The organism is Cognatiyoonia sp. IB215182 (assembly GCF_033963905.1).
GTDB lineage: Bacteria > Pseudomonadota > Alphaproteobacteria > Rhodobacterales > Rhodobacteraceae > Yoonia.
The window spans coordinates 19,201-44,464 of sequence record NZ_JAXBMB010000002.1 but is presented as its reverse complement, the minus strand read 5'-3'; the positions used below and the strand labels follow the sequence as shown (position 1 = coordinate 44,464).

General features: G+C 59.5%; 25 protein-coding genes. 19 read left to right on the top strand and 6 right to left on the bottom strand.

What is annotated here, in order from left to right:
* Positions 1-93: 93 nt before the first annotated feature.
* Both dprA and tldD read right to left on the bottom strand, forming a co-directional pair.
* Entirely contained in the window at positions 94-1,227 is a 1,134-nt protein-coding gene (gene dprA / locus SLH47_RS03800) for a DNA-processing protein DprA (protein ID WP_320238027.1), read from the bottom strand.
* Positions 1,228-1,531: 304 nt separating this feature from the next.
* Positions 1,532-2,953, bottom strand: coding sequence for a metalloprotease TldD (tldD, locus tag SLH47_RS03795; RefSeq protein ID WP_320238026.1), 1,422 nt, complete (start codon positions 2,951-2,953; stop codon positions 1,532-1,534).
* 183 nt (positions 2,954-3,136) lie between these two features.
* Between tldD and coxB the strand changes: the two genes are divergently transcribed.
* The 9 genes from coxB (at position 3,137) to SLH47_RS03750 (ending at position 10,618) form a co-directional block, all read left to right on the top strand.
* Positions 3,137-3,961 carry a cytochrome c oxidase subunit II gene (coxB, locus tag SLH47_RS03790; protein ID WP_320238025.1) on the top strand — a complete coding sequence of 275 codons (825 nt, stop codon included), beginning with the start codon at positions 3,137-3,139 and terminating at the stop codon, positions 3,959-3,961.
* 66 nt (positions 3,962-4,027) lie between these two features.
* Positions 4,028-4,960, top strand: a complete 933-nt coding sequence (gene cyoE / locus SLH47_RS03785) for a heme o synthase (RefSeq protein ID WP_320238024.1) — start codon at positions 4,028-4,030, stop codon at positions 4,958-4,960.
* Positions 4,960-5,163 (top strand): hypothetical protein, encoded by a 204-nt coding sequence (locus SLH47_RS03780; RefSeq protein ID WP_320238023.1) that lies wholly within the window; start codon positions 4,960-4,962, stop codon positions 5,161-5,163. The genes cyoE and SLH47_RS03780 overlap by 1 nt, the downstream gene beginning before the upstream one ends.
* Positions 5,163-5,774: a cytochrome c oxidase assembly protein gene (locus SLH47_RS03775; RefSeq protein WP_320238022.1), complete on the top strand. Its 612-nt coding sequence runs from the start codon at positions 5,163-5,165 to the stop codon at positions 5,772-5,774. The genes SLH47_RS03780 and SLH47_RS03775 overlap by 1 nt, the downstream gene beginning before the upstream one ends.
* Before the next feature lie 28 nt (positions 5,775-5,802).
* Positions 5,803-6,606, top strand: coding sequence for a cytochrome c oxidase subunit 3 (locus tag SLH47_RS03770; RefSeq protein WP_320238021.1), 804 nt, complete (start codon positions 5,803-5,805; stop codon positions 6,604-6,606).
* A 95-nt stretch (positions 6,607-6,701) separates the two neighbouring features.
* Positions 6,702-7,379, top strand: coding sequence for an SURF1 family protein (locus tag SLH47_RS03765; protein WP_320238020.1), 678 nt, complete (start codon positions 6,702-6,704; stop codon positions 7,377-7,379).
* A 4-nt stretch (positions 7,380-7,383) separates the two neighbouring features.
* A complete protein-coding gene (thrC, locus tag SLH47_RS03760) occupies positions 7,384-8,769 on the top strand; it encodes a threonine synthase (RefSeq protein WP_320238019.1) in 1,386 nt (461 codons plus the stop codon).
* Positions 8,766-10,034, top strand: a complete 1,269-nt coding sequence (locus SLH47_RS03755; RefSeq protein WP_320238018.1) for a pitrilysin family protein — start codon at positions 8,766-8,768, stop codon at positions 10,032-10,034. Before thrC ends, SLH47_RS03755 begins: the two co-directional genes overlap by 4 nt.
* Positions 10,034-10,618 carry a GNAT family protein gene (locus SLH47_RS03750; protein ID WP_320238017.1) on the top strand — a complete coding sequence of 195 codons (585 nt, stop codon included), beginning with the start codon at positions 10,034-10,036 and terminating at the stop codon, positions 10,616-10,618. Before SLH47_RS03755 ends, SLH47_RS03750 begins: the two co-directional genes overlap by 1 nt.
* 43 nt (positions 10,619-10,661) lie before the next feature.
* On the opposite strand, the gene SLH47_RS03745 is transcribed toward SLH47_RS03750, so the two are convergent.
* From SLH47_RS03745 to SLH47_RS03730, 4 genes are all read right to left on the bottom strand, one after another.
* Positions 10,662-11,651, bottom strand: a complete 990-nt coding sequence (locus SLH47_RS03745; protein ID WP_320238016.1) for a nuclear transport factor 2 family protein — start codon at positions 11,649-11,651, stop codon at positions 10,662-10,664.
* A 3-nt stretch (positions 11,652-11,654) separates the two neighbouring features.
* On the bottom strand, positions 11,655-12,533 hold the full coding sequence (locus tag SLH47_RS03740; RefSeq protein ID WP_320238015.1) for a carbohydrate ABC transporter permease: 879 nt from the start codon (positions 12,531-12,533) through the stop codon (positions 11,655-11,657).
* Positions 12,534-12,543: 10 nt separating this feature from the next.
* Entirely contained in the window at positions 12,544-13,569 is a 1,026-nt protein-coding gene (locus SLH47_RS03735) for a sugar ABC transporter permease (protein ID WP_320238014.1), read from the bottom strand.
* Between the two features lie 72 nt (positions 13,570-13,641).
* Complete coding sequence (locus SLH47_RS03730; RefSeq protein ID WP_320238546.1) at positions 13,642-14,883, bottom strand: ABC transporter substrate-binding protein; 1,242 nt, start codon at positions 14,881-14,883, stop codon at positions 13,642-13,644.
* Positions 14,884-15,135: 252 nt separating this feature from the next.
* Here SLH47_RS03730 and SLH47_RS03725 point away from each other — a divergent pair, with 252 nt between their 5' ends.
* The 10 genes from SLH47_RS03725 (at position 15,136) to SLH47_RS03680 (ending at position 25,112) form a co-directional block, all read left to right on the top strand.
* Positions 15,136-16,185: a sn-glycerol-3-phosphate ABC transporter ATP-binding protein UgpC gene (locus SLH47_RS03725; RefSeq protein WP_320238013.1), complete on the top strand. Its 1,050-nt coding sequence runs from the start codon at positions 15,136-15,138 to the stop codon at positions 16,183-16,185.
* Entirely contained in the window at positions 16,182-16,667 is a 486-nt protein-coding gene (locus SLH47_RS03720; RefSeq protein WP_320238012.1) for an ester cyclase, read from the top strand. The genes SLH47_RS03725 and SLH47_RS03720 overlap by 4 nt, the downstream gene beginning before the upstream one ends.
* A gap of 22 nt (positions 16,668-16,689) precedes the next feature.
* Positions 16,690-18,000, top strand: a complete 1,311-nt coding sequence (gene hisD, locus SLH47_RS03715) for a histidinol dehydrogenase (protein ID WP_320238011.1) — start codon at positions 16,690-16,692, stop codon at positions 17,998-18,000.
* A 67-nt stretch (positions 18,001-18,067) separates the two neighbouring features.
* Positions 18,068-18,832 carry an SDR family NAD(P)-dependent oxidoreductase gene (locus tag SLH47_RS03710; RefSeq protein WP_320238010.1) on the top strand — a complete coding sequence of 255 codons (765 nt, stop codon included), beginning with the start codon at positions 18,068-18,070 and terminating at the stop codon, positions 18,830-18,832.
* Complete coding sequence (locus SLH47_RS03705; protein WP_320238009.1) at positions 18,832-19,845, top strand: LacI family DNA-binding transcriptional regulator; 1,014 nt, start codon at positions 18,832-18,834, stop codon at positions 19,843-19,845. Before SLH47_RS03710 ends, SLH47_RS03705 begins: the two co-directional genes overlap by 1 nt.
* Positions 19,842-20,825 (top strand): ester cyclase, encoded by a 984-nt coding sequence (locus SLH47_RS03700; protein ID WP_320238008.1) that lies wholly within the window; start codon positions 19,842-19,844, stop codon positions 20,823-20,825. The genes SLH47_RS03705 and SLH47_RS03700 overlap by 4 nt, the downstream gene beginning before the upstream one ends.
* Positions 20,825-21,475, top strand: a complete 651-nt coding sequence (locus SLH47_RS03695) for a pyridoxamine 5'-phosphate oxidase family protein (protein ID WP_320238007.1) — start codon at positions 20,825-20,827, stop codon at positions 21,473-21,475. Before SLH47_RS03700 ends, SLH47_RS03695 begins: the two co-directional genes overlap by 1 nt.
* Positions 21,472-22,437, top strand: coding sequence for a cupin domain-containing protein (locus SLH47_RS03690; RefSeq protein ID WP_320238006.1), 966 nt, complete (start codon positions 21,472-21,474; stop codon positions 22,435-22,437). The genes SLH47_RS03695 and SLH47_RS03690 overlap by 4 nt, the downstream gene beginning before the upstream one ends.
* A gap of 79 nt (positions 22,438-22,516) precedes the next feature.
* Positions 22,517-23,641 (top strand): cobalamin-independent methionine synthase II family protein, encoded by a 1,125-nt coding sequence (locus tag SLH47_RS03685; RefSeq protein WP_320238005.1) that lies wholly within the window; start codon positions 22,517-22,519, stop codon positions 23,639-23,641.
* A 58-nt stretch (positions 23,642-23,699) separates the two neighbouring features.
* Positions 23,700-25,112, top strand: coding sequence for an FAD-binding oxidoreductase (locus SLH47_RS03680; RefSeq protein WP_320238004.1), 1,413 nt, complete (start codon positions 23,700-23,702; stop codon positions 25,110-25,112).
* Positions 25,113-25,264 lie beyond the last annotated feature (152 nt).

The window sequence follows — 25,264 nt, the reverse complement described above, 5'->3', positions numbered from 1 at the left end:
CATTGGCAGGGTAATGACCTAAGTCGCGGAACATGTGGCGTCTGTGATCAGAATGTCAATGGAGCGATTCTAGACCTGTGAAAATGGGCGATTTCAGACCACGCGCGCCAAAAGGCCACCTGCCTGCCGGGTGATTTTTCCATCGAGTTCCAGATCGACGAGGACCGGCGCGACGCTGGTTGCGGGCGCCTCAATATCCCGCAGCAACTGATCCTCGGCAATGGGTGCGGGGCCGAGGCGCGCCAGGATCATGTTGTGCAAAGCTGCAGTGTCGCGCAACTTCGCCGATGAGGACGGTGGTGGGACAAGAGGCAATTCAGCAGTTTCGGCGGCGATGGGATCCAGCGCCTCGATCACATCATCGGCGTTGCGGACCAACGTTGCCCCATCGCGCAGAAGAAGGTTGCACCCCGCCGCACGGGCATCAAATGGATGGCCCGGAACGGCCAGCACATCACGCGCCTGGTCTAGCGCGTTGCGCGCAGTGATCAGGCTGCCGGATTTGGCAGCCGCTTCGACAACCACAACCGCACGGGCAAGACCTGAGATAATACGATTGCGCGCAGGAAAGTGTCGCGCCTGTGGCTGCAATCCCATTGGTGCCTCGGAAAGCCTCAGACCCTTGGTGGCGATGTCTTTGGCAAGGCCAGCGTTTTCCGCCGGGTAGATGACGTCTACACCACCAGCCTGCACCGCAATCGTGCCACCATCCAACGCCCCATGATGGGCCGCCGTGTCGATGCCGCGCGCAAGACCCGACACGATGACATACCCCTGAGCGGTCAGATCTTGCGCCAATCGCTTTGCCATGCGGGTGCCCAACGACGATGCGTTTCGCGCACCGACAATCGCGATCATCGGCTTTTGCAACAAGGCAATGTCACCCAGTGCCCACAAGAGCGGCGGGGCATCATCTATCGTGGCAAGGTTTGAGGGATAATCTGGGCTGTCATCTTTCAGTAGCTGCGCGCCCGCGGCCTTTGCCGCCTGCATCTCGGCTTTCGCCATGCCAGCGGGGCACACCTCATAGCCCTTCACACCAGCGGCCTTGGCGATCTCTGGCAGTGCCTTAAGTGCCGCCCCCGCATCCCCGTGCTCGGCCATTAGCCTTCGGTAGGTTGCCACGCCGACCCGGCGAGAGCGCAATAGGCGGAGCCGGTTAACCGCATCGTCTTCCGTGGTGGGGTGGAGTGGGGGGTGAGTGGAAGAAATGTGTGTTCCGGCCATCCCGTATGCTCCGCCATATTGCCGGACCACAGCTAGGCAAACTGGGTTAATGAGGTGTGAAGAACTTCCAGCGAATTCTCTGGAATGATGGTGTGGAAATATAAGCTATTGAATAATATATATTAATTATCGTGCGCTAGAGTTTTCAGCTAACCATAGTTTTGTCGGTGTCGCGTCCGACCTCTCCCCATAAATAGTGGGTCATTGTAGTGTAATGGCCTTTGCCTCATCACGAATCGTATCATGACCATTTGTAGGCCCGGATATGCCTATCACTTGCACCGCAATTGGGCGACGACTGCAATTATGCTGCCGCGCCGCCCACGGTCAGCCCACCGATCATCAGGCTTGGCTGGCCCACGCCAACCGGCACCCATTGTCCAGCCTTGCCACAGTTGCCGATGCCGGGGTCCAGCTTCAGGTCGTTGCCAATGCCGCGAATGTGCTTGAGTGCGGTCGCCCCATCGCCAATCAGTGTGGCTCCTTTCACCGGCGCGCCGACGACACCGTTCTGGACGCGATAGGCCTCGGTACAGCTGAAAACGAATTTGCCGTTTGTGATATCTACCTGCCCGCCGCCAAATCCAACCGCGTAAATGCCATCCTTGAGGTCAGCGACAAGCGCCTCGGGGTCCGCATCTCCGGAGAGCATATAGGTGTTGGTCATACGCGGCATCGGCGCATGCGCATAGCTTTCGCGCCGTCCATTGCCGGTAGGTGCCACACCCATCAGCCGCGCATTCTGGCGATCCTGCATGTATCCGACGAGCACGCCGTCCTCGATCAGCGTGTTTTTCCCGCTTGGCGTCCCCTCATCATCCACGGTGATTGAGCCGCGACGATCCAGGATGGTGCCGTCATCCAGAACGGTGACACCCTTGGCGGCGATCTGCTGACCCATGAGCCCTGCAAAGGCGCTTGAGCCCTTGCGGTTGAAATCCCCCTCAAGCCCGTGGCCAATCGCCTCATGCAGCAGAATACCCGGCCATCCCGGCCCCAGGACCACATCCATCACACCTGCGGGTGCAGGTTCCGCGTCGAGATTGACCAGTGCAATCCGTAGTGCCTCGCGCGTGACCGGTTCCCAATTGTCGCGGGCGATCAGCCCCGACAATCCGGCGCGCCCGCCGCCGCCCGCCATCCCGCTTTCGCGCCGCCCGTCCCGCTCAACGATCACGCTGATATTTAAGCGCGACATGGGTCTGATATCGCTGACCAATGTGCCTTCGGGCCGCAGGATCACCACCTCTTGATGCGATGCCGCAAGTGTGGCTGTGACCTGCACAACGCGCGGGTCAAGTGCACGGGCAAAGGCGTCGATTTCGCGCAACACGTCGATCTTGGCCGGAAACGTCGCCTCCATCATCGGATCGGCATCGGTGTAAAGCCTGCGGTTTGTGCCGGACGGGGCCGGGGCCATCACGCCGCCGCCGTCACCGATGGCCAGGCGTGCGGTTGAAACGGCCCGCTTCAGGGCATGCTCGTCAATCGTGGTCGCATGGGCATATCCTGCCGTTTCATCTTTGACAGCCCGCAATCCAAATCCTTCAGATGCATTGAAGCTGGCCGTTTTGACGCGCCCATCATCGAATGACAGTGTTTCAGACTTTCGGCGTTCGAGGAACAATTCACCATCATCCGCACCATCCGTAGCGTCCCTCAGCAGACGCAATGCAGTCTCCTGATCCAGATTGGTTTCAAAAGGGCGAAACGGGTCGTTGGACATGTAATTTTCCTTTGCGCGGGCAGAATTTAGTGGCAAAGCGTCTGTTTGACGCAACAGCGGTTCTTGAGTTGTTAAGCAGGATATGGGACACGGTGCGTCGAATACAACGGGATTCCGTCCGCAGCCTGGACGTGAGGACCAGGGAGCAGCACCAGATCAGGTGCAACGATGTGAGGAATAATTATGGGACTGAAAAGCGTTGCAACCTCGCTTTGGGTGACGACTGGATTGGTTCTGGCAGGGGCCCGCGCGACCGCGCAAGAGGTCGGTCAGGATCTTGAGATTGTCGGACGCCCCGTTGACGGCGCGACCGGATTTCAGCCTTCAGCAACTGAGTTGGCGCGTGATGTCGTTTGGCTGGACAACATGCTTTTGATCATCATAACGCTGATTACCCTGTTTGTGACGGGCCTGCTGGCCTGGGTGATCATTCGTTACAACGCCCAGAAGAACCCAACGCCGGCGACGTTTACACACAACTCACCACTCGAAGTGGCCTGGACCGTTGTGCCCATCGTCATTCTTGTCTTTATCGGGGCCTTTTCGCTGCCGGTCTTGTTCAAGCAACAGGAAATTCCCGAGGCTGACATCAACATCAAGGTGACCGGCTATCAATGGTATTGGGGCTATGAATACGTTGATGAGGGCATCCAGTTCGAAAGCTACATGCTGGCCGAGGATGAACTTGAGGAATATGGCTACAGCCAGTCCGAATACCTGTTGGCGACTGATACGGCCGTGATCGTGCCAATTGGCGCCACAGTTGTGATGCAGGTGACCGCGGCCGACGTGATCCATTCCTGGACGATCCCCGCATTTGGCGTGAAGCAAGACGCGGTGCCGGGCCGTCTGGCGCAATTGTGGTTCGCGGCAGAGCGCGAGGGTATCTATTTCGGTCAGTGTTCCGAACTCTGCGGTAAGGACCACGCTTATATGCCGATTACGGTTAAGGTGGTCAGCCAGGAGGTCTATGACCAGTGGTTGGCCGAGCAAAAGGGTACAGCCTGACCCGTCCTGCCGATCGCCTGCATCATATCTTAGGGTAAGCAACTCGGAAAAAAGCCAAGGTTCTGAATGAGCGATTTCACTGCCACCCAAACCCCGCAAGAGGCCAGCATGGGCGATTACTTCGCCCTGATGAAGCCGCGTGTGATGTCATTGGTGGTGTTTACCGCGTTGGTGGGCCTGTTGGTTGCACCGGTGCCTGTGCATCCGTTCATCGGCTTTGTGGCGATCCTGTGCATCGCTGTTGGGGCTGGCGCCTCGGGGGCGCTGAACATGTGGTGGGATGCCGACATAGACGCGCGCATGAAGCGCACGGCGGGCCGCCCGATCCCTGCAGGCCGCGTACAACCGAACGAGGCGCTGGGTATCGGTCTGGCCTTGTCAGGTTTCTCGGTAATCATGTTAGCGCTTGCTGCAAACTTTTTCGCGGCGTTTCTTTTGGCTTTCACGATCTTCTTTTACGCGGTCATCTATTCAATGTGGCTAAAGCGCGCAACGCCGCAGAACATCGTGATCGGAGGTGCTGCGGGCGCCTTCCCTCCGATGGTCGGCTGGGCTGTGGCAACTGGCGGGGTCAGCGTTGAAAGCGCTTTGATGTTTGCGCTGATCTTCATGTGGACACCGCCGCATTTCTGGGCGCTCGCGCTCTTTGTGAAGTCGGACTACGGCAACGCTGGCATCCCGATGCTGACCGAAACGCATGGCCGTGACGCCACGCGCAATCACATCCTGATCTACACGCTGCTGCTGGTGCCCGTGGCCCTTGGTCTTGGGTTCACTTCCATCGGTGGGCCGCTCTACCTGGCAGTAGCGATGCTGATGAATGCGTGGTTCCTCAAGGGCGCGTTTGATATCTGGCGGCGCGATGATGCGGCCTGTGAGGCTGACAAGCACCGGACCGAGATCCGCGTGTTCAAAATCTCGCTTTACTATCTCTTCGCCCATTTCGGCGCACTTCTGGCTGAGGCGGCTTTGCGCCAATATGGCTTAGGAGGCTGGTGATGGCGATCCGGGTCGAGCATGAGGTCCATGAGCGGCGCAAAGGCCGCAATTACGGTGTGGGGCTGATACTTTTGGGCTTCGTCGGTATTGTGTTTGGGCTTACCGTCGTGAAAGTCATTCAACTGGGCGATGCCGGGCAATTCGAACGTTTTGACCATGTCGCCCGCCCGCAACTGATCCCGCAAGAGGAGGCGTCTGAATAATGCTGTTTCCTAGTCTTCAAGGGCCAAAGCGCACGGTCGTTCAGACAGTTGGCGTTGTGTTCCTGATGGGCGGGCTCGCCTGGGCTTCCGTGCCCTTCTACGACTGGTTCTGCCGCGTCACTGGCTTTGGCGGGGCAACCAACGTAGCGGACGCGGGCAGCGATGTGATCCTTGACCAGACCATCAAGGTCCGCTTTGACGCGTCGCTGGAACGGGACATGCCGTGGACCTTCAAGCCGGAAGTGCGCGAGATGGAGATCCGGATCGGCGAGACCGGTCTGGCCTTTTATGAGGCGCATAACCCGCTCGACGTCCCCATTGCCGGACAAGCCGCTTACAATGTGACGCCTTATGAAGCTGGTGCCTTTTTCGACAAGATCGAATGCTTCTGCTTTGTTGAGCAGGTCTTGATGCCGGGCGAAACGGTGATGATGCCGGTCAGCTTTTTCGTTGATCCCGCCATCGTTGATGACCGTGAAGGGCAATATGTCCATACAATCACGCTCAGCTACACATTCTACCAAATCGATGTCCCGGAAGAGGACATGCAGGCGGCATTGGCGCCAGATACTTTGACACCGCAACCGGCAGACGCCATACGCACGTACTAAGACGATTAGCCAAGAGGGAACGCACCAGATGGCGCATGTAAAGAACCACGATTATCACATCCTGCCACCATCGATCTGGCCGTTCATAGGCGGCGTTGGCGCATTCGTCATGCTATTCGGCTCGGTCTTGTGGATGCATGGCTCGGGTCCTTGGATGTTCCTGATGGGCTTTGTCGCGGTCATCTACGTGATGTTCGCCTGGTGGGCTGAGGTTGTGGCCGAAAGCCGCGTTGGCGATCATACGCCCGTGGTGCGGATCGGGCTGCGCTATGGCTTTATCATGTTCATCATGTCCGAGGTGATGTTCTTTGCCGCCTGGTTCTGGTCGTTCTTCAAACACGCCATGTACCCGATGGACGAATATGTCGGGTCTACTTATGTCCCGGCAGAGTTCTATCAGGTCGACGCCTTCCACCTGCCGCTGATCAATACGCTGATCCTGTTGTGCTCTGGCATGGCTGTCACCTGGGCGCACCACGCGCTTGTGCATGAAAACAATCGCAAGGATCTGGAAAATGGCCTGCTTCTTGCCGTGGTTCTCGGCATCGCTTTCACAGTGCTGCAGGGCTATGAATACTGGTATCTGCTTGTCCAACAGGATTGGACATTTGGCGGCGACAAGTTCTTTTCGAACTTCTTCATGGCCACCGGCTTTCACGGAGCGCATGTGATCATCGGCACGATCTTCCTGCTGGTCTGTTACTTCCGCGCGCGGGCCGGGGATTTCACACCGGAAAAGCATGTCGGATTCGAAGCCGCCGCATGGTACTGGCACTTTGTTGACGTAGTGTGGCTGTTCCTGTTCTTCGCCGTCTATATCTGGGGCATCTGATTGCCGCGACCTTTAGCGATGGCGCTGCCATCCGGTCCAAAGAATAGAACGCGCGAGCCTGCTCGCGCGTTTTTTGCGCCAAGAAGGGGGAGAGCATGTGGCGTAAAATTCTTTTCCCGCTGATCCTCGGTGTCGCCGGTTGCGGCGTACTGATCAGTCTGGGGCTCTGGCAGGTCGAACGTCTGGCCTGGAAAGAGAGTATTCTGGCCGATATCAACACCCGTCTGGCCGCGGCACCAGCGCCGCTTTCGCTGGATGTCACCGAAGCTGATCATGAATACAGCCGCGTCACCCTGACGGGTATACCCACAGGTGATGAGTTGCACGTGCTTGTCTCGGGCACTGCGGCGGGGACCGGATATCGCGTGATTTCGAAGGTTGAGACCGCCTTCGGCCCGATCCTTGTGGATCAGGGTTTGTTACCGCTAGAGGCCAAGGATGCCGCACCGTTGATTGCACCGATGCAGATGACGGGCACCCTGCTATGGCCTGATGACCAGAACAGCAGCACACCGGAGCCGGATCTTGCCGAAAACATCTGGTTTGCCCGCAATACCCAGGCCATGGCGGCCCATCTGGGAACCCAAGCATTGATGGTCGTTGCCACGGAAACCCAGCCAACTGATCCCCGGCTTACCCCCTTGCCTGTCGACACGGCAGATATCCGAAACGATCATTTTGAATATGCCGTCACATGGTTCTTGCTGGCTCTGGTTTGGGGGATTATGACCCTGTTCTTGATACGGCGCACTACTGCAGCAAAGGACGCTTAGGCAGATGAGCTATATTTCTACCCGCGGCGCAGCGCCCACGCTCAGTTTTGAAGAGGCGATGCTCACCGGATTGGCTAGCGATGGCGGCCTTTACGTGCCTGCCGAGGTTCCCGTTCTGACCCATGCGCAGATCGCGGCCATGGCCGGAAAGTCCTATGAAGAAGTCGCATTCGATGTCATGTGCCCCTTCATCGGCGCGACATTCTCGGAGGCTGAATTCAAGGCGTTGATCGATCAGGCCTATGCCGGATTTGGGCATGCCGCCCGCGCGCCACTTGTACAGATCGACAGCAACCACTTTCTGCTAGAGCTGTTTCACGGGCCTACGCTCGCCTTCAAAGACTTCGCGATGCAATTGATCGGCCAGATGTTTCAGGCCGCGCTTGGCCGATCGGGCAGCCGTGTGACCATTGTCGGCGCCACGTCGGGCGATACCGGCTCTGCCGCGATTGAGGCGTTTCGTGGGCTTGAGGCGGTGGATGTCTTCATCCTTTACCCCAATGGCCGCGTCTCCGAAGTGCAGCGGCGCCAGATGACGACACCGGTTGAGACGAATGTGCACGCGCTGGCTGTTGACGGCGATTTCGATGATTGCCAGGCGGCAGTCAAAGACATGTTCAACGATTTCGCCTTCCGTGAAGAGGTGAAGCTGGCCGGTGTGAACTCCATCAACTGGGGGCGTGTGCTGGCGCAGGTGGTTTATTACTTTACCTCTGCCGTGAGCCTCGGCGCACCACATCGCGAGGTCAGCTTTACGGTGCCCACTGGTAATTTTGGCGACATCTTCGCAGGCTACATCGCTAAACAGATGGGCCTGCCGATTGCCGACCTTGTGGTTGCCACGAACCGCAATGACATCTTGCACCGGACGCTTCAGACGGGCGCCTATACCAAAGAAGGCGTGGTGCCGACGATCAGCCCGTCTATGGATATTCAGGTGAGCTCCAACTTCGAACGCGCGCTTTTTGACGCTTATGGGCGTGATGGGATGGCGGTCGCCGGTCAGATGGATGACCTCAAGAAAGGTGGGTTTGAGATCAGCCAGGGCGCCTATCAGATGCTTAAGGACACGTTTAAATCCGGCCGCGCTTCCGAGGAAGAAACGAGCGCTGCAATCCAGCGCTATCTGGCAAATCATGGTGAACTCCTCTGCCCGCATACGGCTGTGGGTGTGCATGTGGCCGAGGCGCATCTTGGCGCGACGCCGATGGTGACACTCGCCACCGCGCACCCTGCCAAGTTCCCCGATGCGGTCAAGGCGGCAAGCGGCGTTGCGGCACCCCTTCCGCCGCGGATGGCCGATTTGTATGACCGGCCGGAACGCCTGACACCGGTGGCCAATGATCTGGCGGCGCTGCAGGCCGTCATCAGGGATCGGATTGTGCATTGACGATTGAGCTTCATACCTTGCCCAACGGCTTTCGGATCGTGACCGAAGACATGCCGGGGCTGAAATCGACCAGCATTGGCATCTGGGTGCAGGCCGGTGGACGGCACGAACGAGCGGATCAGAACGGCATCGCGCATTTCCTTGAACATATGGCGTTCAAGGGCACCAAGACCCGCAGCGCACTGCAAATCGCCGAGACCATCGAGGATGTAGGCGGCTATATCAACGCTTATACCAGCCGCGAGATGACGGCCTATTACGCCCGCGTTCTGGAGGATGACGTGGCCCTGGGGTTGGATGTCATCGCCGATATCCTGCTCAACCCGGTTTTCGATCCTGCGGAGATCGAGATTGAGCGTGGCGTGATCCTGCAGGAAATCGGTCAGGCACTCGACACACCCGACGACATCATCTTCGACTGGCTGCAAGAGGTCGCCTATCCCGATCAGGCGCTGGGACGGACGATCCTGGGCGCTTCCGAACGGGTGAGCGCGTTCCGCCGCGATGACCTGCAAAGCTTTGTCGCAGAGCATTACGGTCCCAACCAGATGATCCTTGCCGCGGCTGGTGCAATCGATCACGACGCGATTGTCAGGCAGGCCGAGGCGTTGTTCGGGCACCTTGCGCCTGTGACCCGCGCGCCGCATACGCTGCAACCTGCCGCTTTTGCGGGCGGTGAGCGGCGCGAGATGAAACCGTTGGAACAGGTGCACTTTGCCTTGGCGCTCGAGGGGCCGACCTACCGCGACCCCGCGATCTACACCGCGCAGATTTATGCCAGCGCGATGGGCGGCGGCATGTCTTCGCGCCTGTTCCAGGAGGTGCGCGAAAACCGCGGCCTCTGTTACACGATCTTTGCGCAGGCTGGCGCGTATGAGGATACCGGCCTCACAACCATCTATGCAGGCACAAGTGCTGCACAAATCGCCGAACTTGCCCATATCACGATGGATGAGATGAAGCGCGCCGCCTCTGATATGACCGCAGCGGAGGTTGCGCGCGCAAGGGTGCAGATGAAAGCCGGGCTGCTGATGGGGCTGGAGAGCCCGTCAAACCGTGCCGAGCGACTGGCACGGTTGCTGTCGATCTGGGAAAGGGTGCCCAGCCTTGACGAAACGATTGAACGGATCGATGCGGTGACAACTGGCGACGTGAAGGACTTTGCCGGTCAGATGGCGGGCCAAGCCGGAACTGCCATGGCGCTTTATGGCCCTGCCGAGGCGGCCCCCACACTGGATGCATTGCGGGCCAGATTGGCCGCGTGATGCTGAGCGCCAAACGGAAAGTCCGGATTGAGGCCGAACGGCTCACCCTGCGCCCGCCGATGCACAGCGATTTTCGTGCGTGGAGCACGTTGCGCGCGGAAAGCCGTGACTTTCTTGTTCCGTGGGAGCCCACATGGGCCAGTGATCATCTGACCCGGAAGGCCTTCACCAACCGGGTCTATTGGGCGCAACGCTCTATCGCCAATGGCACCGCAATGCCGCTCTTCATGTTTCGCCGTTCTGATGAAGCGTTGGTGGGGGCGATCACGCTTGATCACATCAAACGCGGCCCCGCGCAATCGGGGATCACGGGGTACTGGATCGGTGCGCCCTATGCGCGTCAAGGGTTTATGCGCGAGGCGATCAAGGCGGTGGTCCATCATGCTTTTTCCGTTCTGGACCTCAGCCGGATCGAAGCGGGCTGTCTGCCTGAAAACACAGCCTCGCGCCGCCTTTTGGAGCAATGCGGCTATAAATATGAAGGCGTCGCCCAAAGCTATCTGCAGATCAACGGGCGCTGGCGCAACCATGTGCTTTACGCCAATCTGCGGCACGACCGTCGCGGCAAAACGGATGTGGGGTAGAAAAATCTTCGTCACGAAGATTTTTTCCACGCCAGATTTTTAGCTAAAAATCTGTCATGCGCCCCAATACATCCAAACCTTGCAGGTTCAGGAAATGCAACATGTCGATGAAGATCCAATTCTCGGCAAGTTTATCGCCATCGCGTCTATAAAGATCGACCACGCGCATTTCGGCAGGTGTTCCAGCCGGTAATCCCATATAGCCACCGGCATTGGTTACCGTCAGGTTGGCCCAACCAAAGAAACCGCCGAAATTCCCCTCGGCCAGTCTGCAAACATGGCCGTTATAGACCCGGTCCTTGATCTGCGTACGGAAGGGCTGTTGGTGCTGCGCGATATAGCGATCAATCGTGTAGGTGGCACCAATCCCCTCGGGTCCCCACCAGATGAAATCATCGTGCCAGGTCTGGGCCAGCTCCTCTTGCGGCGTGCTGTATCTCTGGTGGGTGTTGATGTCGCCGATCATTCGGTTGACGAGTGCCAAGGTCTTGGCGCCCTGTGCTGGGTCCGCATCGTCAAAATGCAGTCCGTCATGCGTTGCCGGGCCGGGCTGCACCAGATGCATGCCGGTCTGTGGGGGCAGGGGATACTGGCCCGCCTGCCGCATCAGGTGCAACAGATCGCAGAACAAGGCGGTCTCGACAATCCTGCCGCCTTCCACCTTGTTGAACTCCGCATAACGCAACATCGCGATGCGCCCCTTGGGCTTGATCCCAAGAAACGGCGCATCAAACAGCCCCATCAGGTGGCCCATCGAAATCACCCAGACGGATTGAAAGCCGTCAATCTCATTGCGCCCGGCGATGAACATATCCTGCCGCCGTTGCACCCGCGACATGGACTGCAGGAAGGGGGACCAGAAACTCGCCGCCACAGCCTCCGCCCCATATTGCTCATGAAACGGATGCATGCCGCGCCAGTGCCAGTTGGGGCTGGTGCGTTCGGAAAGAATCTCTGCAACCGTTTCGTACGTTGCCCGCGTCAGCGCATCATAATGGGCGCGCACCAGCGCCTTCTCGTCTTGAAAACTCATCGCCTAGCCCTTCACGGCCCCTGCAGTCAGGCCGGATACGATCTGCCGCTGAAAGAACACGATCATCAGGAAAAGCGGTGCCGTGACCGACACAACCGCCGCCACCGCAAACATCACATTCCCCTTCGTCTGGGTCGTGCCCAGAAAGCTCGCCAGCTTCGGAACCATCGTCTGGTTTTCCTTGCTCAGCAACATCGATGTCACCGCAAAATCATTGTACGCCAGCAGGAACGAAAACAGCCCCGTCGTGATCACGCCTGGCCACATGACCGGGATGATCACATGGCGAAACGCCTGAAACCGGGTGCAGCCATCGACCATCGCGCTTTCATCCAGGTCTTGGGGTATGTTCTTGAAGAATGAATGCAGCATCCACAAGGTGAAGGGCTGGTTGATCGCCACGAGTACGATGATCGTGGTCGACAGATGCCCCCACAGGTTCCATTCGAAAAACGGTAGCAGATAGCCAGAGACCAGCGTGATCGGCGGCATTGCCCGGAAGATCAGGGCGAAGAGAAGCAGCCAAAACGCGTAGCGATAGGGCGAGCGCGACAGTGCATAGCCCGCAAGCGTCCCGCAAGTCAGCGAAATCGTCACCACGCAGACACAGACGATCAGTGTGTTGAGGGCCGCACGCCAGAACTCTTCTTGGATCCAAGCACCATAATAGCCGTCGCCCGTGAAGCGCGCGCCTGTTTCCACAATCGTCAATGTGCCAATGATGGAATTGGCCCAATTCGCCTTGGAAAAGAAATCGCCCTCAACCTTAAACGAGCCCCAGAGTGTCCACAGAAACGGGAAGGCCGCCATGATCAGCCACAGGGCCAGAAACCCGGTGGCGAGAAGGCGGATGCTGGGCGAACGGCGTGTGGCAACAGACATCAGCGCGCTCCTATTTCTGGGTGCCAAAGTCGCGCCAGGTGCGGATCAGCACCGGCGACAATAGGATCGCCACAAAAATAATCGTCAGCACCGAAGTCGCCGCCGCCGAAGACAAAAGCCGCGTTTCACCACCCAGATCATTGAAGATCGCGATGGACAGGGACCGGGCATGCGCCTGCGCTTCAAACGAGATGATGGGCTCAAACACCCGGAAATTGTCCATCAGCTGGATCAGCGCGATGAAGGTCGTCAGCGGCATCAGATGCGGGATCACGACATAACGGATCCGCTCCCACCGGCTGGCGCCGTCAATCATCGCGGCCTCCAGCGTGTCGGTGTTCACGGTTTGCAGCCCCGCGTAATAGACGATGAAGGCAAAGGGGATCGAACTCCACGTGCCGTAAACCATCAGCATGATCCACATCAGCGGCGTCGACGCCTTCACCGATAACGACGGATCATTGGCAAGCCATTGCAGGCCCGCCCCCAGAATGCCGCGCGCATCGACCATCCAAAAGAGGATCAGCGCGCCGACAAGCGGCGTGACGATCATCGGCAAGAGCGACAGGAAGATCGTGGGGCCCCGCAAAGACCGCGCGACGGAGTTGACCGCAATAGCAACAAAGAACCCCAGGATGATCGTCATTGGCGTAACAATGGCGGTGTAGGTCAGTGTAAAGGCCATCGCGCTGTAAAACGGCAGGTTCATCAGCGTTCGCCAGAAATCCGGCAAGCCGTCGGCATTCACCCAGGCGCCCGCCACTTCGGCCACGGCCAGGTGGTTGCGGTCTGTGTAGATATCAAGGCCTGCCCATTTCCCCAACGGCTCTGCCTCGCGCAGGGCTTGTGTCGCCTCCTGATCGACGGCGGTCGATTCCGTGCAGCCGAACGGGCCGCAGTTCTCTACGACCACCACAACCTGTTCATGTTCAGAGTAAAGCGACTGCGTGACGACCGAGACGATGGGCAATGCGATGAACGCGACCATCAGCAGGACGGACGGAAAAACAAACCAAAAGAATGTCTTGTGTTTCATCAAACCAGCGCCCCGGTGAGGTCAAGAGAAGTGAAAGAGGGCGCAAAATACCCTCTTTCAGACAAGCTCGGCTTACTGAAGGAAGCCCTTTTCTCTCGCGGCAGCAGTATAGGCAGCCTCGATATCCGCCAGGGTCTGCTCCGCGCTTTCATTGCCCTGCAGAAAATCCGCGATGTTATCGCCAAGTGCCGTGTGCAAGAGACCCTGAAACGGCACCATCGGGTAGGGGGTGGAGCCTGCGGCGACCGAGGCCAGCACCCCGGTATTCACCGGCTGCGGTTCAAAGTTCGGCATCAGCCACACCGCCTGATCCATCGTCTCATCTGTCAGGATATCCGGTGAGACACCGGCCATCATGGCCTTGAATGTTGTCTCTGCATCGGCGTCACTGATATTCTTGGCCACGGTCCAGCCATCCCACCAAAGCGTGTTCGCAGGCCGACCGCTATCGCCAACGGTCAGCGGACCGGAAGTCATCGTGTTCTCGTACACTTCTGGCGCCGACCCTTCCGCATCCATCAAAACACCCGTCCGGCTGCCCCACATATTCATCAAGGCGACATTGCCCGCTTCCCATTCAGCCGAGGTCGCGTTGCTGTCATGGGTCAGGTAGTCGGGGTTCATGTATTCGGTCAGCGCCTTCATCATCTCCAGCGCCTCAACACCTTGGGCATTGTTGATGCCGACCTCAGCTGTTCCGGGTTCAAAGAACGCGCCACCGGTGCCCAGATACATGTTGGTGAATTCCTGCGCGAGGTTCCAACCCGCCGCATAGGCACCCCCCACAGGGTTTTCCATAATGCCTGCCGCGCGGATCATTTCAGCGGCCTCCAGGACCTCTTCGTAAGATGTGGGCACGTCCACACCGATCTCTTCCAGCACATCCGCGCGGTAGACGAGGTTCTGGCTGTTCGCCATGAAGGCGACAGCCATGATCTGGCCGTCCACCGTGATCAATTGCTGGCGCGGAATGTCCTGCCCGAACGCGGCAACGAGGTCATCGAGCGGGCGGATCACGTCCTCATTGATCAGCGCAACGATGGACGAATTGGCGACAATCGCCGTGGTATATTCGGCCGGATTGCCGGTCATGCCGGGCACGTTCAGCGATTGGTGGTCAGCGGTCAGATTCGACTCCGCGCCGTCGCCCGCACAGGCCACTGCGGCTGCCGCGACGGTCTGGATCGCGGGGAATTCGTTGCCAATGATGCTCAGCCGGCCATCACCACAATCAGCATGCCCACCTGCGAAGGCGGTTGTCGTGCTCAGTACGGCAAGTGCCGAGCCAAGCGCAAAATTCCTGATAAATGTCATATGCTTATACTCTCCCAGTTGTTGGTCTGCGCGGCCCGTCCCGCGCGGTATCGCGCCTTCGTTTGGCGCATTATTGTCCATCGCCGTCGAATCGCGGCAGCATTGCATACGTTTGCAAGTTAAGCTGCAAATAGTATAAGCACGCAAGAAACATTTCGAAAAATCTGTTCTGTCGCAAGACAGATAATTAGGGGCTTGCCTGATCTCTGGAATCGGGCGAAGCTTTTTGCAAACGTATGCAAGGGGTCGCACATGGCAGAGATCGAACTGCGCAATGTCACCAAACGGTGGGGCTCTTTCGTCGGCGTGAAGGAGTTCAACCTGACCATTGCCGATCAGGAATTCCTCGTGCTCCTTGGTCCGTCAGGCTGCGGCAAGACCACCACCATGCGCATGATCGCGGGGCTCGAGGATGCGTCGGGCGGTGACATTCTGGTCGACGGGAACCGGATCAACGATCTCGACCCCAAGGACCGCGATGTGGCGATGGTGTTCCAATCCTACGCGCTCTATCCGAACATGAACGTCTACGACAATATCCGCTTTCCGCTAAAGGTCCGCGGCGTGCCGCAATCGGAGCACGATGCGCGGGTCAAACGCGCCTCGGCCATGGTGGAACTGGATGATTTCCTGCACCGTAAACCGGCGGAATTGTCAGGTGGTCAGCGCCAGCGCGTCGCCTTGGCCCGCGCCGTGGTGCGCGAACCCAATGTCTTCCTGATGGATGAGCCGCTGTCGAACTTGGACGCCAAACTGCGCGTCTCAACCCGCGCACAGATCAAGAACCTCAGCCATGAACTCAAGACGACAACCATCTACGTGACCCACGACCAGATTGAGGCGATGACGCTCGCCGACCGTGTCGTGGTCATGAACAAGGGCGTTGTCCAACAGGTCGGCACACCGACCGACATTTATGACCGACCGTCCAACACCTTTGTCGCCGGTTTCATCGGCTCGCCCGCCATGAACCTGATGGACGGGCAGTTGGAAAACGGCACCTTCATGGGCGAAAACATCAGCATTCCCGGCCTGCCCAGCCAGCATAATGGCCCCGTCACCTTGGGCTTCCGCGCCGAAGATGCCAGCGTGGTCGCGGCGGGGGGAGAGGTCAATTCCATCGTCTATTCGCTGGAACTCTTGGGCGAAGCGACGATGGTCACAATGCGTGCGGGCGGAACGATCATCTCGGTCAAGTCAGCCAAGGATTATCGCGCCGAAATCGACGACGCGGTCAGCGCACACATCCCTGCCGAGATTTGCCACCTTTTCCACGCCGAAACGGGGGAGCGGCTGACATGAGCCATGATGCCCAATCCGCCGCCACCCTGGCCGCTGTTAAACGCATGGAAGACGGGCTCGCCGCCGGTGAGAACGACATGTACGCCTATTTCACGCCCGACTTTCTGTGGCGCGGCAATCAGGGCTGCGGCACCAAAAAAGGGGTTGAGGAATTTCGCCGCAACTGGCAATTGCCGCTACGCGCCGCGTTCACTGACCGCGACTACAAGACGGAAAAGTTCCTCGCCGACGGTGATTGGGCCGCCTGTTTCGGCCATATTGAGGCGACCCATTCCGGTACGTTCATGGGCGTGGCCGCCACCGGCAAGCGGGTGAAAATCCCCTATATGGATTTCTGGCGGGTCGAAGATGGCCGGATTGCCGACAACCCCGTCTCGGTCGATTTCCCCGCGGTAATGGCGCAGATTGGCGTCGATGTCTTCGCTGGTCACGGCTGGGAGAATTACGACAACGGCAGTGCGACACCTGCCGCACCAGAGTAATCCGGTATAGGGAGCGTACGAGATGGCCATCACCTACCTCAAATCCGGCAAGCCAGAGGCTGAGCGCGCCGAGGACGACGCCAAGGTCCGCAAGATCGTCGAGGACACGCTGAAAGACATCGAAACACGCGGCGATGCGGCGGTGAGGGAATTGTCGGAAAAATTCGACAAGTATTCGCCCCCCAGCTTCCGGCTGACCCAATCCGAAATCGAGGCGGCGATGTCCAAAGTCTCTGCCCGTGACATGGACGATATCAAATTCGCACAGGACCAGATCCGCAACTTCGCGCTGGCGCAGCGGGCTTCAATGACTGATATCGAGGTCGAAACGCTCCCCGGCGTGATCCTCGGCCACAAGAACATCCCGGTCCAATCCGTGGGCTGCTATGTGCCCGGCGGCAAGTTCCCCATGGTCGCGTCCGCGCATATGTCGGTCCTGACCGCATCCGTGGCCGAAGTCCCCCGCATCATCGCTTCCGCCCCACCACAAAACGGCGCGCCGCATCCGGCTATCGTGGCCGCGATGCATCTGGGCGGCGCGCATGAGATCTACGTGTTGGGTGGCATGCAGGCCGTGGGCGCGATGGCGCTGGGCACTGAGACCATCGACCCCGTGCACATGATCGTCGGCCCCGGTAATGCCTTTGTGGCCGAGGCGAAACGGCAGCTTTTCGGACGCGTCGGCATTGACCTTTTCGCGGGTCCGACCGAGACGATGGTGATCGCCGATGAGACGGTTGATGCGGAGCTTTGCGCCACCGATCTGCTGGGGCAGGCCGAACACGGCTACAATTCCCCTGCCGTTCTGCTCACCAATTCCGAAAAACTGGCGCGCGACACGATGTCCGAGATCGACCGTATCCTCGACATCCTGCCTACCGCCGAAACCGCGCGGACCTCGTGGGAGGACTACGGCGAGGTCATCCTATGTGGCACTTACGACGAAATGCTGCAGATGGCCGATGAAATCGCGTCAGAGCATGTCCAGGTCATGACCGACCGCGACGATTGGTTCCTCGAAAACATGACCTGCTACGGCGCGCTCTTTCTCGGCCCCCGAACGAATGTGGCGAACGGCGACAAGGTCATCGGCACGAACCACACCCTGCCCACCAAAAAGGCCGGGCGCTACACGGGTGGTCTCTGGGTCGGCAAGTTCCTGAAAACCCACAGCTATCAGAAGGTGCTGACCGATGAAGCCGCAACGCTTGTCGGCGAATACGGCTCCCGCCTCTGCATGCTCGAAGGCTTCGTCGGCCACGCTGAACAATGCAACATCCGCGTCCGCCGCTATGGCGGCAAAAACGTGGCCTATGGCACAGCCGCCGAATAGCTCTCATCATCATCTTGCCAAAAATACTCCCGCCGGAGGCTCCGACACCGGCCACAGGAAATACCCCATGACACTTCCTCAAACCCCGTCCTTCAGCCTGACCGGCAAACGCGCCTTGGTCACAGGCGCCTCCTCGGGCATCGGCCTCGGCTGCGCCGTGGCCTTGGGGCAGGCGGGTGCCACGGTCACGCTCGCCGCGCGCAGCGAGGATAAACTCAAGGACATCGCCAGCCAAATGACTGACGCCGGCCTGACCGCCGACGTCCTTCCTCTCGACGTGGCGGACATTCCGGCAACCGAGGAGGCGGTCGCTGCAAATGACCCCTTCGATATCCTCGTCAACGCCGCGGGTCTTGCCATCCACACGCCAGCCTTGGAGACGACGGAGCCTGACTTCGACGCCGTCGCGAACCTCAACTTCAAAGGCGCATATTTTCTGACCCGTGCTGTCGCCAAGGGCCTGGCGGATGCAGGCAAACCCGGCAGCCTGATCAACATCACCAGCCAGATGGCCTTTGTGGGCGGCATCGACCGCGCTGTCTATTGCGCCACCAAACACGCAGTTGAGGGCTTCACGAAGGCGATGGCCATCGAATGGGGCAAGCACGGCATTCGCGTGAATACGATCTGCCCCACCTTCATCCGCACGCCCCTGACCGAACCCACCTTCCAGAACCCCGACCGCGTCGCCTGGATCATGGACAAGATCAAACTGGGCCGCGTGGGCGAGGTGAGTGATATCATGGGGCCAGTGGTCTACCTCGCCTCAGACGCATCCGCGATGATGACAGGCACGCATATGCTGATCGATGGCGGCTGGACGGCGGATTGATGGAAAAAGTCACCTCCCTCCAAGTTGCCGAACGCGCGGGCGTCAGTCAGTCAGCCGTCAGCCGGGTCTTCACGCCCGGCGCGTCGGCGAGCGCGAAAACGATTGAGAAAGTGCGCAAGGCGGCGGCGGAACTCGGCTACCGCCCCAACATGATGGCCCGCGCGATGATCACCGGCAAAAGCCGGATTATCGCGCTCGTCGTCGCGTATCTCGATAACCAATTCTACCCGCATGCACTCGAACGGCTGTCGAATGCGCTGCAAGAACAGGGCTATCATATCCTGGTCTTTACCGCCGCAAACAGCAGGGCGGATATCGAAGAGGTGATGCAACAGCTGCTGGACTATCAGGTGGACGGGATCATCACCGCCTCCGTGGCTATGACCAATGATCTGACAGACCGCTGCAACGCGGCGGGCATCCCCGTCGTCATGTTCAATCGCGGGCAGGACGGCGCGGATGTTTCCAGCGTCACTTCAGCCAATGTGCAGGGCGGATGGGATGCGGCGGATTTCCTGCTCGCCTGCGGCCATCAGCGGCCCGCGCATATCAGCGGCTGGCAAGGCTCATCGACCGGACGCGACCGGCAACAGGGCTTTTGTGCGCGGCTAGCAGAAGCCGGGATCACACCGCAGATCATCGACGGAATGTACCGGCGCGACGTTGCCGCCAACGCGACTGAGACGCTCATTACAGGCCCCAATCCGCCCGATGCGATCTTCGCTGGTAACGACCACATGGCCTTTGCGGTGATGGACACGCTGCGCGGCAAGCTGGGGCTTCGCGTGCCCTATGATGTCGCGGTAATTGGCTATGACGATGTGCCGCTCGCCGCCTGGGCCGCCTATGACCTCACGACGATGCGCCAGCCGCTGAACCGCATGGTCGACGCGACGGTTGAGGCGCTTCTGACCCGGATTGAAGACCCGTCCAGCCCCACCCGGCACATCGAAATCGAAAGCCCGCTGATCGAGCGTGGCAGCACCCGCCCACGCAAAGGACCGCGCCCATGAAAGGCTTTTCCAACCGCTGGAAAGACTTCCCCGATTACATCATCGGCATCACGAAAGAGATCTGGGAAGAGCGCGGGATCGGCACGCTGACACATTACTATGCGCCCGACATTCCGGTGCGGACACCAATGGGGGTCAGCCGTGGCAACAAGGCCGTCATTGCCTCCACCATGGCCACGGTGAACGAATTCCCTGACCGGGAATTGCTGGGGGAAGATGTGATCTGGTCGGGTGATGATGCGGTCGGATATCTTTCCTCACACCGGATCATCACCAAGGCGACCCATCTGCAGGACGGTCAGTTCGGCCCTGCCACCGGGCGCCATTGGCAGGCCTATGTCATCGCAGATTGTGCCGCGAAAGAGGACACGATCTACGATGAATGGCTGGTGCGCGATTACGGCGGCATCGTCCGGCAACTCGGCATGGCGCCGCGTGACTATGCCGCTGATCTGATCGCGAAAGAGGGCGGGGCGCAAAAAGCCAACAGGCCCTTCACGCCAGATGCGGATGTCGATGGCGGCTATCATGGGACAGGCAATGACAATGCCTGGGGGCAGCGCTATGCCGACACGCTCACCCGGACTATGGATCACGACTTTGCCCATATCCGGGACAGCTATGACCGTGCTGTGATCGGTGAATATGCGGGCGCAACACGCGCCTTGGGCTGGGATGGCGTGCTCGCATTCTGGATCGGTCTGCGGTCCTCTTTTCCGCATGCCGAATTCAAGATCCATCACCAGATCGGGATGGATGCCGACATGATGCCGCCCCGTGCTGCAATCCGCTGGTCGCTGGACGGAACGCATGACGGATGGGGTGCGTTTGGAGAGCCGACGGGGGCCGAGGTCCATGTCATGGGGATGGCCCATGCAGAGTTTGGGCCGTACGGGCCGGACGGGATCGGCCTCCGTCGCGAATGGGCGCTTTACGACGAGGTGGCGATCTGGAAGCAGATCCTGATGCAGGGCACATGATGGACAGTTACGCGAAACACCTTTTCAGCGACGCGGCCAAGCAGGCGCAGGCCGGGGCAGGCATGCGCGACAAATATGAACGGGTCTACGAAACGCGGCTGACCGATGGATTGCAGCCCGACGCGATCGCCTTCATCGAAAGCCGCACGTCCTTCTACATGGCCAGCATCGCCGAAACCGGTTGGCCCTATATCCAGCATCGCGGCGGCCCCGCCGGTTTCCTGAAAGTGATCGACACCGACACGCTCGGCTTTGCCGATTACCGGGGCAACCAGCAGTTCATCACGTCAGGCAACCTGCAGACCAATGATAAGGTCTCATTGATCCTGATGGATTACCCACGCCGGGCGCGGCTCAAGCTGATCGGGCATGCCAGCATGATCGCGGCGGACGAGAACCCTGAGCTGGCGCAGAAACTTGCCCAAGAGGGGCAGGGGCCTGCCGAGCGTCTAGTGACCATCCGCCTTGTTGCGCAAGACTGGAACTGCCCGCAATACATCACGCCCCGTTTCACCGAAGCCGAAATCGCCGACCTGCTGGGGCCCCGTCTCAACGAACTCAACCGCCAGATCGGCGTTCTGGCGGACCGTCTGACCGCACTGGGCGAAGACCCATCCGCCCTTCTGCAAGACACCAAGGACAAGTCATGACGCCCGCCGAGATGGAAAACCGCATCGTGCGTTACGGCGATCTGCGCCCCTGCAAGACGGCCTTTATCGACGCGCATACACCGGGGTCCGATCAGAAAGAGAACTTCACGATCATCGGCGGCGGCGTCTCCGAAAGCCCTGACCAGCATGTCCATATCGCGATCCCGCATGGCTTCAACATTGGCGCCGCAGGCCAGCCGCCAAAGTGCCGCAACTCGCTGCACAGTCACCGCACGGCAGAGGTGTTCTTTGTCCTCAAGGGCCGCTGGCGCTTCTTCTGGGGCCGGCATGGCACGGCGGGCGAGGTTGTGCTGGAAGAGGGCGATATCTTCAACATCCCTACCGGCATCTTTCGGGGGTTTGAGAATATCGGCACTGACTACGGGATGATCATGGCAATCCTGGGCGGTGATGATGCCGGCGGCGGCGTGATCTGGGCGCCGCAGGTGATCGAAGACGCGCGAGATCACGGGCTGGTCCTCTGCGAAAACGGCAAGCTCTATGACAGCAAAAAGGGGCAGGACCTTCCCGCAGGTCTCGGCCCCATGCCGCTGCTGACAGAGGATGAGCTACAAGCCTACCCTGAACCCACAACGGCCCAGGTGATCCCGCGCCACGTGGCCCGCTATTGGGATATGGTGGCCGTGGCAGACCGCGCACCCGCGCGCGTGATCGGCGCAGACGGGATGCTGCCCGACAAACCTGGGTTCGAGGTCAGCTTTCTCACCCGCGCGTCCGCGACCACGAAGATGCACCAGCATGACCGCCCCTCCGTCCTGATGCCCATGCGCGGGCACTGGCGGCTGCTCTGGGACGGGGGAGAGGCGACGCTGAACCCCGGCGACACAGTCTCTGTCCCGGAGAACCTGATGCACACCGCCGTTCCGGCGATGACAGGTGAGGCGAGCCTTTTTCACGTGATCGCCACCGATGATCCGGCCGGGCCGACTTGGAAAGGTTAACGGCGCAGCCGTCTGACAGCTGTACGTACAACATCTGTACAGGTTCTGTACGCAATGAATACGAAGGGAGGCGCCGCAAATGGCCAAAGTCTTAACAACTCACACGGGCTCTCTGCCGCGCACACAGGATGTAGTCGATTTCATCTTCGCCCGTGAGCATGGCAAGCCTTATGATCAGGCCGACTTCGATGCCACAATGACCGAAGCCGTCTCAGAAACCGTGAAGAAACAAGTGGATGCGGGGATTGATATCGTGAGCGATGGCGAGACCTCCAAGATCAGCTACGCGACCTACGTGAAGGATCGCTATACCGGTTTCGACGGCGACAGCCCGCGCAATGCACCCGCTGACTTGAAGAAGTTCCCCAGCTTTCTCAAGCGCTTGGCCGATGACGGCGGCACCCCGCAATATGCACGGCCAATGTGTGTGGGTGAGGTGAAATCAAAAGGCCAGGGCGAGCTCGAAAAGGACATCGCCAATCTCAAGGCGGCGATGGCCGCGCATGGCGTTGAACGCGGCTTCATGAATGCCGCCTCGCCCGGAGTGATCTCATTGTTTTTGCAGAATGATTTCTACAAAACGCGCGAGGCCTATCTGGCTGCCTTGGCCGATGCGATGAAGGCGGAATATGAAACCATCGTCGCCTCTGGCCTTGATCTGCAACTCGACTGCCCAGACCTCGCGCTGTCGCGTCACATGTTGTTTAACGATTTGTCCGATGATGAATTCCTGAAAATCGCAGGCAGCCACGTCGAGGCGCTGAACCACGCGCTGGCCGATGTACCCGAAGACAAGGTGCGCGTGCATATCTGCTGGGGCAATTACGAAGGGCCGCATATCTGCGACATTCCGATGGCCAAGATGTTCGACACGCTGATGTCCACCAAATCGCGTTACGTGCTGTTTGAGACCTCAAACCCCCGTCACGGCCACGAATGGACCGTTTTCCGCGACCGCGCAGGCGATATACCGGATGGTAAGGTTCTGGTGCCGGGCGTTGTGGATACGACGACGAACTTCGTCGAGCATCCAGAGCTTGTCGCGCAACGTATTGAAAGGTTTACGGAAATCGTGGGGGCGGATCGCGTCATCGCAGGCTCTGATTGTGGTTTCGGCACCTTTGCAGGCTTTGGCGCAGTTGATCCTGAGATTGCCTATGCCAAGCTGGGCGCACTGGCCGAAGGAGCCGCGAAAGCCGCCTGAAATCGGGTTGGACTGGTGTCTCTTTTGGCCCATGTAGAGGGTTGAAAGGACAGTGAAAATGCTCAACCCCGTCACGGATGATTTTGCAGCGAAACTGCGCGACTTGCTGCCCGCAGCGGCGTTCAAAGAGGACAGCACGCCCTACCTGAGCGAACCACGCGGGCGCTGGGCGGGCCAGGGCCACGTCGTGGCGCCCGGCAGCACGGAGGAGGTCGCGGCTGTCGTTAAAGCCTGCGCTGCCGCACGCATCGGGATCGTGCCTTATGGAGGCGGAACAGGCCTTGTCGGCGGCCAACTGCTGCAGGATGGGCCTGCGCCGGTGGTCCTGTCGCTGGAACGCATGAACCGGATTCGCGAGGTCTATCCCGTTGAAAACGTTCTGGTTTGTGACGCAGGCGTGATCCTTGCCGACATACAGAAGGCCGCTGATGAGGCTGGTCGGCTCTTTCCGCTATCGCTTGCCTCGGAAGGGTCTGCGCGGATCGGCGGGCTGCTTTCTACCAATGCCGGCGGAGTGAATGTGCTGCGCTACGGCAATGCCCGCACGCAATGTCTGGGGTTGGAGGTCGTGCGCCCGGACGCGTCGATCTGGCATGGGCTGACCCGGCTACGCAAAGACAATACCGGCTATGACCTGCGCAACCTGATGATTGGGGCGGAGGGTACGCTCGGGATCATTACGGGTGCGGCTCTGAAGCTTAGCCCCCGCCCGGCGAGGGTGGGTTCCGCCATGATGGCCGCGCCATCACCTGAGGCCGCATTGCACCTGCTGGCATTGGCGGGTGATCAGATTGGCGAGGGCATTTCGGCATTCGAGATCATGCATCGCCAAGGCTTTGATTTTCTTGCGGAAGTCGGGCCGGACGTTCGGGTGCCCTTCGACGACGCGCCAGAATGGTGCGTGCTGATTGACGTCGGTTTGCCTGCCGGATTGGCACCGGAAGAGGCGCTGGAAAACCTGTTTGTGGAGGCGTCGGAGCAAGGCCTTGTCGACGACGGCGTGATCGCCCAGAACATGGGACAGCGTGATGATTTCTGGCATATCCGCGAAAGCATCCCCGAGGCGAACCGCCGGATTGGGTCGGTCAGTTCGCACGATATCTCGGTGCCCCTAAGCGCCATCCCCGCCTTCATTCAGCGTGCGCCGCAGCTTCTTGCCGAGATTGGCGCGTTTCGCATCAATTGTTTCGGCCACCTTGGCGACGGAAACCTCCATTACAACGTGTTCCCGACGCGGGGACTGAGCCGCGCCGATTACGAGACAGAGCGGCCTTTGGTGAAACGGGTGATCCACGATTTGGTCCACGAAATGGAGGGTTCCGTCAGCGCAGAACACGGTGTCGGGAGGTTGAAGGTGGAGGATCTGGAGCGCTATGCCGACCCCGCGAAGCGCGCGATGCTGCGGGCGGTAAAGGACGCGCTTGATCCGCTGGGCATCATGAACCCTGGTGCTGTTTTGCGGCAGCTCTGATTGAAAGGAGCGCCTTCGGCGCAAGACATGTTTTGACGCAGGGTGGCGGAGGCGGCGTTTCGATTTGGCGTCAGTTGTGAGGTGCCGTTGCGCTGCCTCCGGCGGGGATATTTTTGGCCAAAAGAGGGTGAAGCATGTGCTCGTAATGCTGA

What these genes read in the sequence shown, in the direction of transcription:
- dprA (WP_320238027.1), bottom strand. Translation starts at nt 1,227, where the DNA reads ATGGCCGGAACACACATTTCTTCCACTCACCCCCCACTCCACCCCACC.
- tldD (WP_320238026.1), bottom strand. Translation starts at nt 2,953, where the DNA reads ATGTCCAACGACCCGTTTCGCCCTTTTGAAACCAATCTGGATCAGGAG.
- coxB (WP_320238025.1), top strand. Translation starts at nt 3,137, where the DNA reads ATGGGACTGAAAAGCGTTGCAACCTCGCTTTGGGTGACGACTGGATTG.
- cyoE (WP_320238024.1), top strand. Translation starts at nt 4,028, where the DNA reads ATGAGCGATTTCACTGCCACCCAAACCCCGCAAGAGGCCAGCATGGGC.
- SLH47_RS03780 (WP_320238023.1), top strand. Translation starts at nt 4,960, where the DNA reads ATGGCGATCCGGGTCGAGCATGAGGTCCATGAGCGGCGCAAAGGCCGC.
- SLH47_RS03775 (WP_320238022.1), top strand. Translation starts at nt 5,163, where the DNA reads ATGCTGTTTCCTAGTCTTCAAGGGCCAAAGCGCACGGTCGTTCAGACA.
- SLH47_RS03770 (WP_320238021.1), top strand. Translation starts at nt 5,803, where the DNA reads ATGGCGCATGTAAAGAACCACGATTATCACATCCTGCCACCATCGATC.
- SLH47_RS03765 (WP_320238020.1), top strand. Translation starts at nt 6,702, where the DNA reads ATGTGGCGTAAAATTCTTTTCCCGCTGATCCTCGGTGTCGCCGGTTGC.
- thrC (WP_320238019.1), top strand. Translation starts at nt 7,384, where the DNA reads ATGAGCTATATTTCTACCCGCGGCGCAGCGCCCACGCTCAGTTTTGAA.
- SLH47_RS03750 (WP_320238017.1), top strand. Translation starts at nt 10,034, where the DNA reads ATGCTGAGCGCCAAACGGAAAGTCCGGATTGAGGCCGAACGGCTCACC.
- SLH47_RS03745 (WP_320238016.1), bottom strand. Translation starts at nt 11,651, where the DNA reads ATGAGTTTTCAAGACGAGAAGGCGCTGGTGCGCGCCCATTATGATGCG.
- SLH47_RS03740 (WP_320238015.1), bottom strand. Translation starts at nt 12,533, where the DNA reads ATGTCTGTTGCCACACGCCGTTCGCCCAGCATCCGCCTTCTCGCCACC.
- SLH47_RS03735 (WP_320238014.1), bottom strand. Translation starts at nt 13,569, where the DNA reads ATGAAACACAAGACATTCTTTTGGTTTGTTTTTCCGTCCGTCCTGCTG.
- SLH47_RS03730 (WP_320238546.1), bottom strand. Translation starts at nt 14,883, where the DNA reads ATGACATTTATCAGGAATTTTGCGCTTGGCTCGGCACTTGCCGTACTG.
- SLH47_RS03725 (WP_320238013.1), top strand. Translation starts at nt 15,136, where the DNA reads ATGGCAGAGATCGAACTGCGCAATGTCACCAAACGGTGGGGCTCTTTC.
- SLH47_RS03720 (WP_320238012.1), top strand. Translation starts at nt 16,182, where the DNA reads ATGAGCCATGATGCCCAATCCGCCGCCACCCTGGCCGCTGTTAAACGC.
- hisD (WP_320238011.1), top strand. Translation starts at nt 16,690, where the DNA reads ATGGCCATCACCTACCTCAAATCCGGCAAGCCAGAGGCTGAGCGCGCC.
- SLH47_RS03710 (WP_320238010.1), top strand. Translation starts at nt 18,068, where the DNA reads ATGACACTTCCTCAAACCCCGTCCTTCAGCCTGACCGGCAAACGCGCC.
- SLH47_RS03705 (WP_320238009.1), top strand. Translation starts at nt 18,832, where the DNA reads ATGGAAAAAGTCACCTCCCTCCAAGTTGCCGAACGCGCGGGCGTCAGT.
- SLH47_RS03700 (WP_320238008.1), top strand. Translation starts at nt 19,842, where the DNA reads ATGAAAGGCTTTTCCAACCGCTGGAAAGACTTCCCCGATTACATCATC.
- SLH47_RS03695 (WP_320238007.1), top strand. Translation starts at nt 20,825, where the DNA reads ATGGACAGTTACGCGAAACACCTTTTCAGCGACGCGGCCAAGCAGGCG.
- SLH47_RS03690 (WP_320238006.1), top strand. Translation starts at nt 21,472, where the DNA reads ATGACGCCCGCCGAGATGGAAAACCGCATCGTGCGTTACGGCGATCTG.
- SLH47_RS03685 (WP_320238005.1), top strand. Translation starts at nt 22,517, where the DNA reads ATGGCCAAAGTCTTAACAACTCACACGGGCTCTCTGCCGCGCACACAG.
- SLH47_RS03680 (WP_320238004.1), top strand. Translation starts at nt 23,700, where the DNA reads ATGCTCAACCCCGTCACGGATGATTTTGCAGCGAAACTGCGCGACTTG.